Source organism: Micromonospora sp. NPDC004540, from assembly GCF_040610095.1.
Lineage (GTDB): Bacteria > Actinomycetota > Actinomycetes > Mycobacteriales > Micromonosporaceae > Micromonospora.
The window spans coordinates 1-8073 of sequence record NZ_JBEXLR010000161.1 but is presented as its reverse complement, the minus strand read 5'-3'; the positions used below and the strand labels follow the sequence as shown (position 1 = coordinate 8073).

Below are 8073 nucleotides of genomic sequence, written 5' to 3'. Positions count from 1 at the left end.
CGCCGCGTACCGCGAGGGTCACCGCGACCACGGCGGCGAGCGCGGCGAGGCCGGCGGCGAGCCAGCGGCGCGGGCCGGCCGGGGCCCGGCGGCGGCCCGGCCGGGTGGGTCGCTGCGCGTCCCCGTTGGGGGCCGGGCCGCCGAGAGCGCTGCCGTCGGTCACGCCGGTCGATGCTGCCGGACCGGTGGGGCGGCGGACAAGCGGGCTAAGCGAAAGCTAAGACGAGCTCACCAGGCGACGCCGATGCCGTCGCCCGGGTACCAGTGCCGGGCCGGGGTCTCCCGGTAGGCGAGGAACCGCCGGCCGGTCCGTTCGGCGTGCTCGGCGAGGACGTTGGTGGCGGTGACGTTGTCGGTGAGCAGCACGGCGCCGGGGGCGAGCTTGGGTTCGACGGCCTCGAACTCGCTGCGCTCGTGCACCCGGCTGTGGTCGCTGTCGTGGAGGAAGAGGTCGACCGGCCGCTCGAGCGCGCCGATCGAGGCGACCGAGTCGCCGATGACGAGGTCGACCACGTCGGCCCACGGGGTGGCCCGGGCCAGGTAGCCGGCCTCCGGGTTGATGTCGAGCGAGGTGAGCCGGCCGGGGTGGCCCTCGGCGGCGTTGCGGAGCAGGGCGGCGGCCAGGACGCAGCTGCCGAGGCCCTTGTCCACCCCGGTCTCCACGACGTGGGCTGGCTTGCGGGCGCGGACGATGGCGTACCAGCCGATCCGGCGGGCGTAGCGGACCTGCCGGTCGGCCAGGCCACGACGGGAGGCGGCGGCGGTGGCGGTCTCGATGTGGGCGCGCAGCTTGTCGTCGCCCTCGATCTCGGCGAACCAGCCGCGTACCTGTCCGACGGGGACGTCGCAGACCACGCTGACGAACCAGGCCATGTGGTGTCGGCTGAGCTTGGTCAGCTCGTACGTGTAGTTGTGGTGCTCGCGGGAGGTGAGCAGCCATCGGGCGGAGGTGCGCAGCACCCGGGCGTCGTGCCGGGCGACCCGGGCCAGCCGCTTCGGAAAGGCGGCGACCGGAGCCAACGGGGTGCGGGCGATGGCCCGCCGGAGCTTCGTTGCGTCCACGGGAGGGTTCTACCAGGTCGAGGGGGTGGCTGACGACGAAAAGTTTCCGCCAGGCCCGCAGGCGAAGCGGGCACGCGGGCGGCGGAGCCGGTCAGTAGCATCGCGGCATGTCCTATCGCCAGCAGTTCGCCGATCCTGAGCCTTATCAGCACCCCCTTGACGGTGTGGAAACTCCGTCCGAGGTGGAGCCGGGCGGGAAGCGGCGACCCCGGCGCCGTTGGAAGCGCGTCGTCCTGATCACTGCGTTGGTGGTGGCACTGTTGGCTGGTGGCGGCATGGTCGCCGGAGGGTTGTACCTGCGTTCGGTGGAGTCCGGCATCGACCGGGTCGACGCCTTCGCCGGTGTGCCCGAGGAGGGCCGACCGGCGGCCGTTGCCCACGGCGCCATGAACATCATGATCCTGGGCAGCGATTCCCGCGACCCGGAGAAGACCTCCGGCTCCCGGACGGACACGATCATCGTGGCCCACATTCCGGCCGACCGGAAGAGCGCCCAGCTGATCTCCATCCCGCGGGACACCTGGGTGGCGGTACCGCAGTCGCAGGACGGTCCGCACGGTGGCCAGAACGCGAAGATCAATGCCGCCTTCGCCTGGGGTGGGGTCCCGCTGATGGTGCAGACCGTGGAGAAGTTCACCGGTGTGCGGCTCGACCACGTGGCGATGATCGACTTCGCCGGCTTCAAGGACATCATCGACGCCCTGGGCGGCATCGAGATCACCTCCGAGAAGGCGTTCACCTCGATTCACCCGCCCTACCGCTCCTTCAAGCAGGGCCCTCAGCAGCTGGACGGTGAGGCGGCGCTGGACTACTCCCGCCAGCGCAAGCAGTTCGCGGATGGCGACTTCGCCCGGATCCGCCACCAGCAGCAGGTGATCAAGGCGATCCTGGACAAGGCCGCCTCCGGGGGCATCCTCGCCAACCCCGCCAGGCTGAACTCCTTCATCAAGGCGACGTCGAATTCGGTGTCGGTGGACAAGGGCATGTCGCTGCTCGACATGGGCACCCAGATGCGCGGCCTGCGCGGGGGCAACCTGATCTTCTTTACCAGCCCGACGAAGGGCACCGGGATGATCAGCGGTCAGAGCGTCGTGATGCCCGACAACGTCCGGGCGAAGTCCTTCTACGACGCGGTGCGCCGCGACTCCGTCGACGAGATCAAGCAGTACTCCCGTAAATGACCGGATCACCGCCCCGGCGGCCGGTGGGTGCCGGCGGCTGGGGCGGCGTCGTGTCCGGCGTCGGCGGTGTTCTCAGTAGGCGCCGCGGCGGGCCAGCACCACGCTCACGGTCCGCCACAGGATGCCGAGGTCGTAGGCGAGCGACCAGTTGTCGACGTAGTGCAGGTCGAGCCGCACCGCGTCGTCCCAGGTCAGCTCGGAGCGGCCGGAGATCTGCCAGAGCCCGGTGATGCCGGGACGCACCAGCAGCCGCCGGCGCACGTCGCCCTGGTAGTCGTCGTCCTCGGTGGGCAGCGGTCGCGGGCCGACCAGCGACATCTGCCCCAGCAACACGTTGATCAGCTGCGGCAGCTCGTCCAGCGACAGCGCGCGCAGGTGGCGGCCGATCGGGGTGACCCGGGGGTCGTCGCGCATCTTGAAGAGCAGGCCGTCGCTCTCGTTCCGGTCCTGCAGGCCGGCGAGCCGCTGTTCCGCGTCGGTGTACATGGTGCGGAACTTCCACACCTTGAACGCCTTGCCCTGGTAGCCGATCCGGGTCTGCCGGAACATCACCGGACCCGGGTCGGTGAGCTTGATGGCCAGCGCGATCCCGAGCAGCACCGGGCTGAGCAGCAGCAGCCCGATCAGCGCGGTCATCCGGTCCAGCGCCGCCTTCGCCACCAGCGACAGGCCGGACAGGGTCGGCTCCTCCACGGTGAGCAGCGGCAGCCCGTCGACCGGCCGGACGTGGATCCGGGGCCCGGTGACGTCGGTGACCTGGGGCACCACGACGAGGTCCAGCCCGGTCCCCTCCAGCTGCCAGGCCAGTTTGCGCAGCTCGTACGACTCCAGGCTGGCCGGGCCGCAGACGGCGATGGTGTCCGCGCCGATCTCCTGCACGAGCGGGACCAGTTCCCAGCCGACGTAGACCGGCACGGGCGCGCTGATCCGCTCGCCGGGGCGCGGGTGCACCGGCAGGTGGATGGCGATCGGGCGCAGCCCGGCGCCCGGGTTGCGGGTGGCCACCTCGTAGAGCGCCAGCGCGTCGGAGAGCTTGCCCACCAGCAGCGTCTGCTGCGAGGCGTGCGGCCCCCTGCGGCGCAGGTAGCGCAGCACGCACCGGGCCGCGAACCGGCCGGCCAGCGTGTAGCCCAGGGCGGCCACCACGACCAGCAGGACGGTCAGCCGGGAGAGGTCCTTCTTGAAGCCCAGCGCCAGCAGCGAGACGGTGGCCGCCAGGGCGATGTCCGCCCGGAACACCCGCTTGAGCTCCTCGGTGCCGATGCCGAGCGCGCGCCGGTCGTAGGCGCCGCAGGCGGCGAGCAGGAGCACCCAGCCCACCGGGAGGCCGAGGTTGGCCACCAGCACGAAGACCACGTCCACCCCGCCGGGGGCGGCCGGGTCGCGGAACCCGGCGTCCGCCTCGGTGAGCAGGGCGATGGCGGTCCGGCTGGCCGCCAGCGCGGCCAGCAGGTCGAGCAGGAGGAGCCAGAGGATGTACGGCCGGTGCCAGTTCACCCGGGGCGTGGCCGGGCGGCCGAACGCCGACCGGGCGAAGCCGTTGGAGGGGGTGATGACACCCGCGTCCGGCTGCACCGTGGCACTCGGGCGCGCGGTGGTGTGCGCAGGGAACTGCGTGTTGAGGGACACGATCGTCCTTCCTCCATGGGCCCCGTCGGAGATCGCGACGTGCACCATACGCGCGGCCGGGCGGTTCGGCCATTGGCGATTCGGCCGGTTCCGGCAGCACCCCCGGGGTCAGCCCGGCGGGGCGGACCGGGGCTCGCGCAGCTCCGCGATGAGCGAGGCGTGGGCGGGCTTCGGTTTCAGCTCACCGTCGAAGACGCAGGCGGCGCCGTATCCCGGGTAGTGGTAGGTGATCCAGCTGCTCGCGTCGGTGAACCCCCACAGGGTGAACGACTCACAGGTCGGCACCGCCAGGCAGGCCTCCAGCACGTGCTGGTAGAGCAGCGCCTGGCCGACCAGCTTCTCCGGGGTCGCCGGCAGTTGCAGCCGGACGTCCAGCTCGGTGACGGCCACCGCGACGCCCAGCGCGGCGAAGCGGCGCAGGTTGCCGGCGATGTCGGTGGGGTCCTGATCGGCCCGCAGGTGGCTCTGGAAGCCCACCCCCTGCACCGGTACGCCCTGCGAGCGCAGCTGCCGGACCAGCCGCCACAGGGCGTCCGCCTTCTTCGTCCGGCCCTCGGTGCCGTAGTCGTTGATGAACAGCCGGGCGTCCGGGTCGGCCTCGTGCGCCCAGCGGAACGCGTCGGCGAGGTAGCCGGGACCGAGCTTGCGGAGCCAGATGCTCTGCCGCAGCGTGCCGTTCTCGGCCAGCGCCTCGTTGACCACGTCCCAGGCCCAGACCTTGCCCCGGTAGCGGGACACGACGGTGGTGATGTGCTTGCGGAGCAGTTCGCGCAGCTGCGCCGGCGACCACGACTCGGACACCCAGGCCGGCACGCTGCTGTGCCACACCAGCGCGTGCCCGTAGACCGCCTGCCCGTTGGCCTCGGCGAACGCGACGAGGCGGTCGGGGGGCTCCCAGTCGTACCGGTCCGGCGCCCGTTCCAGGGCCGCCCACTTCATCACGTACTCGGGGGTGACCGCGTTGAAGTCCGCGGCGAGGGTGGACCGGTAGCGGGGGTCCGTGTCCAGCAGCCGGCTGTCGACCGCCGTGCCGATCCGCACGTTCGGCGGCGCGGCGCGGCGCAGCGTGGGCCGGTCCGGCCCGGCCGGCGTCTGCCAGGCGGCGCTGGACGGGCGGCCACCGTCACCGCCGGCATCCACACAGGACACGGCGACGACCACCAGGAGCAGCAGCACGACCGCCACGGCGATCCACCGCCGGCGGTCGGCCGGCGGTCGGAGCGGCGGGAGCAGCGCCCGGAGCCGGGGCGTGTCCGGCTCGGGAGCGGCCGGGCCGCTCGCGCACACGGTGCCGCCGCGAACCTCTTCGGCCATTACCATCCTCGGGTGAAGCAGCGACAACGACGTGACGGGAGACGGCCGGTGGGCCCGCCCATCGTAGGACCCGGTCCCCGCGCGACGGTGCCGGCTGCTACGTTCGCAGCGCGACGCCCATGAGTCGCGGGCGCACCCGCACCCCCGTCCCACGGACTCGTACGGACTTTGGTGGTCTTACCTTGCCACGTGTTCCCTCCCCCGGCCCACCCGCCTCGGACCGGTCGCCCGCGGCCGTTCCGGTGGACGTCGCGGCACGCCCCGACGTCCCGCAGCCGCCGGCGCCGTCGACCGGCCGGGGGGCGTCGGTCGTGCGGGCCGGGGCGCTGTCGATGCTGGCGCTGGCCGCGGTGGGGCTGACCCGGCTCGTCTTCGGCTCGCTCACCAGCCACGCCACCGACCGCCCGACGTACGGCACGGTCGGCATCCTGCTCGCGGCCAGCACGATCGCCAGCCTGCTGCTGCCCGGCGGCGTCTCCGCCGGCATGTCGAAGTTCGTGGCGTTCCACCGCGGCGCCGGCGACCTGTCGGGCGCGTGGGCGGTCCACCGGTTCCTCGCCCACCTCGGGCTGGTCTCCTCCGTGGTGCTCGGCGTCGGCACCGCCGTGGTGGTGCGGCAGGTGCACCACCTGGACGCGGTCGGCACCGTCTCGCTCGCCGTGCTGACCGCCAGCTACTCCCTCTACACCGTGGACAAGGCCGCCATGTACGGCCACGGCCTGGTCCCGCAGTACGCCCGGATCGAGCTGGGCACCTCGGCGCTCGCGGTGGTCAGCACGGTGGTGCTGCTCGCCACCGGCCAGACCTGGTACCTGCTGCCGCTCTGCCTCGGCTACGGCGTGTTCGTGCTGCTCTGCCGGCGGCGGCTCGCCCAGCACCGGCGGCGCCAGCAGGTCGCCGGGCCGGGCGCCTTCGACCGGCGGCAGGTGCTGGCGTTCGCCGTGCTGGGCAGCGTCGGCACGCTGGCCAGCGCCGGTTTCCTGCAGGCCACGCAGCTGCTCGCGGGGCACTTCGCCGCGCCGGGCGAGGTGGCCTACCTGGTCGCGGCCGTCGCGCTGATCGCCCCGCTCTACTTCCTCCCGCGCGCCATGGCCCTGGCGCTGTTCCCGGCGATGGCCGGCGCGCAGGGCGCCGGGGACCGCTCGGCGGTCCGCCAGCAGGTGGACGTGTCCACCCGGGCGCTCGCCGCGGCGATGACCCCGGTGTTCCTGGTCGGCCTGGCGGCCGCGCCGCTGGTCCTGGAGCTCTTCGGCGGCCACGGCTATGCCGGCGGCGCCACCGTGCTGCGGTTGATGCTCTGCGCCTCGTTCTTCGGGATCCTCCAGGTGCCCGCCGTGAACGCGCTGGCCAGCGGCACGCCTCGGCACACCCGGATCCCGGTGGCCTCGGCCGTGGTGGGCTGCCTCGTGGGGCTCGCCGTGGTGGCCGTCGCCGCCCGGCCGCTCGGTGCGGTCGGGGTGGGCCTCGGTTACCTCGTCGGCACGGCGGTCACCGCGCTCGTCCCGCTGGTCACGGTGTGGCGCCTCTACCACCTCGGGTGGGCGTCGCCGCTGCTGCGGTGTGTCGCGCTGATGGCCCTCTGTGCGCTCGCGACCATCCAGCTCGACCCGCTCCGCGACTGGTCGTGGCCGGCCGCGCTGCTGAGCGTCGCCGCGCCGCTGGTGGCGCTCGCGGTGCTCCGCCGCGAGGTGGCCGGCCTTCTCGCCGTGCTGCGTGGCCGCCGTGCGGCGGCCGGAACGAGCTGAAGTCGTGACCCAGTCAGGAGAATCTGTGACGCACACCGTCGACCCCCTCACGGCCACCCGCCCGCTGCGCGTCCTCGCGGTGACCAACCTCTGGCCCGAGGACGGCGGCCACCGGGGGATCTTCGTGCAGCGCCAGGTGACCGCGCTGCGGGCGCTGGGGCACCACGTCGACGTGGAGGTCATCGCCCAGTCCCGGGGCAAGCTGGACTACCTCACCGCCGGGCCGCGGGTGCGGCGGCGGGTGCAGGAGGGCGGCTACGACATCGTCCACGTGCACTACGGGATGGCCGCCCCGGCGGCCCGGCTCACCAACCACCCGGCGACCGTGCTGTCGCTCTACGGCAGCGACGTCAACGTGCCCCGGCAGCGCCTCATGACGAAGCTGGGCTGGGGCAACGCGCGGGCCCGCATCTACGTGTCGCAGCGGCTCGCCGACACGGCCGGCGACCCCGCCGGGCACGTCATCGCCAACGGGGTGGACTTCGGCTTCTTCCGGCCCGGTGACCGGCAGGCCGCCCGGCGCGAGTTCGGCATCGCCGAGGGCGAGCGGGTGGTGCTCTTCGCCGCCGACCCGGCCCGCCCGGTCAAGGGATACGACGTGTTCCAGGACGTGGTGGCCGAGCTGCGTCGCCGGGACCCCGCGGTGCGGGAGCTGGTGCTGGCCGCGCCGGGACAGACCCAGGAGCAGCTGGTCCGCAAGTTCGACGCGGCGGACGTGCTGCTGTTCACCTCCCGCCGCGGCGCCGAGGGCTCGCCGACCGTGATCAAGGAGGCCACCGCGATGGGCCTGCCCGTCGTGTCGGTGGACGTGGGCGACGTCGCCCAGGTCGTGGACGGGGTGCGGCCCGGCGCGGTGGTCGGGTTCCCGGACGGCCCGATCAAGGGCGCCGCGCGCGAGCGGCTGGTCACCGAGCTCGCCGACCGCACGGCCGAGGTGCTGCGCGACGGGCGGCGGGCCGACGGGCGGGAGAAGAACGCCTGGCTCGAGGAGCGGCTGGTGGCGCAGCGGATCACCGAGGTCTACCGGCAGGTCCTCGGCGCGGGGGGGGGGGGGGGGCGGCCCGCCGGGGCCCGGCCCCCCCCGGGGGCCCCCCCCCCCCGGGGGGCGCCCCCCCCCCGCCCCGCCCCACACAGGGAAAAAA

At 73.6% G+C, this 8073-nt stretch carries 6 protein-coding genes; 3 read left to right on the top strand and 3 right to left on the bottom strand.

Going from position 1 to position 8073, the window contains the following annotated elements; all coding sequences use genetic code 11:
* Nucleotides 1-228 precede the first annotated feature (228 nt).
* Nucleotides 229-1062 carry a class I SAM-dependent methyltransferase gene (locus ABZV78_RS30595; protein ID WP_355644185.1) on the bottom strand — a complete coding sequence of 278 codons (834 nt, stop codon included), beginning with the start codon at nucleotides 1060-1062 and terminating at the stop codon, nucleotides 229-231.
* A 107-nt stretch (nucleotides 1063-1169) separates the two neighbouring features.
* Between ABZV78_RS30595 and ABZV78_RS30590 the strand changes: the two genes are divergently transcribed.
* Entirely contained in the window at nucleotides 1170-2243 is a 1074-nt protein-coding gene (locus ABZV78_RS30590; protein ID WP_355644183.1) for an LCP family protein, read from the top strand.
* A 72-nt stretch (nucleotides 2244-2315) separates the two neighbouring features.
* On the opposite strand, the gene ABZV78_RS30585 is transcribed toward ABZV78_RS30590, so the two are convergent.
* Nucleotides 2316-3872, bottom strand: a complete 1557-nt coding sequence (locus ABZV78_RS30585) for a sugar transferase (RefSeq protein ID WP_355644181.1) — start codon at nucleotides 3870-3872, stop codon at nucleotides 2316-2318.
* 108 nt (nucleotides 3873-3980) lie between these two features.
* Nucleotides 3981-5186, bottom strand: coding sequence for an endo-1,4-beta-xylanase (locus ABZV78_RS30580; RefSeq protein ID WP_355644179.1), 1206 nt, complete (start codon nucleotides 5184-5186; stop codon nucleotides 3981-3983).
* Nucleotides 5187-5428: 242 nt separating this feature from the next.
* On the opposite strand from ABZV78_RS30580, the gene ABZV78_RS30575 reads away from it, so the two are divergent.
* Both ABZV78_RS30575 and ABZV78_RS30570 read left to right on the top strand, forming a co-directional pair.
* The gene (locus tag ABZV78_RS30575) at nucleotides 5429-6931 is read left to right on the top strand and encodes a lipopolysaccharide biosynthesis protein (RefSeq protein WP_355644177.1); all 1503 of its coding nucleotides are present in this window, start codon (nucleotides 5429-5431) and stop codon (nucleotides 6929-6931) included.
* Nucleotides 6932-6956: 25 nt separating this feature from the next.
* The coding region (locus tag ABZV78_RS30570) for a glycosyltransferase (protein WP_355644175.1) at nucleotides 6957-8073 on the top strand (1117 nt) is incomplete at its 3' end.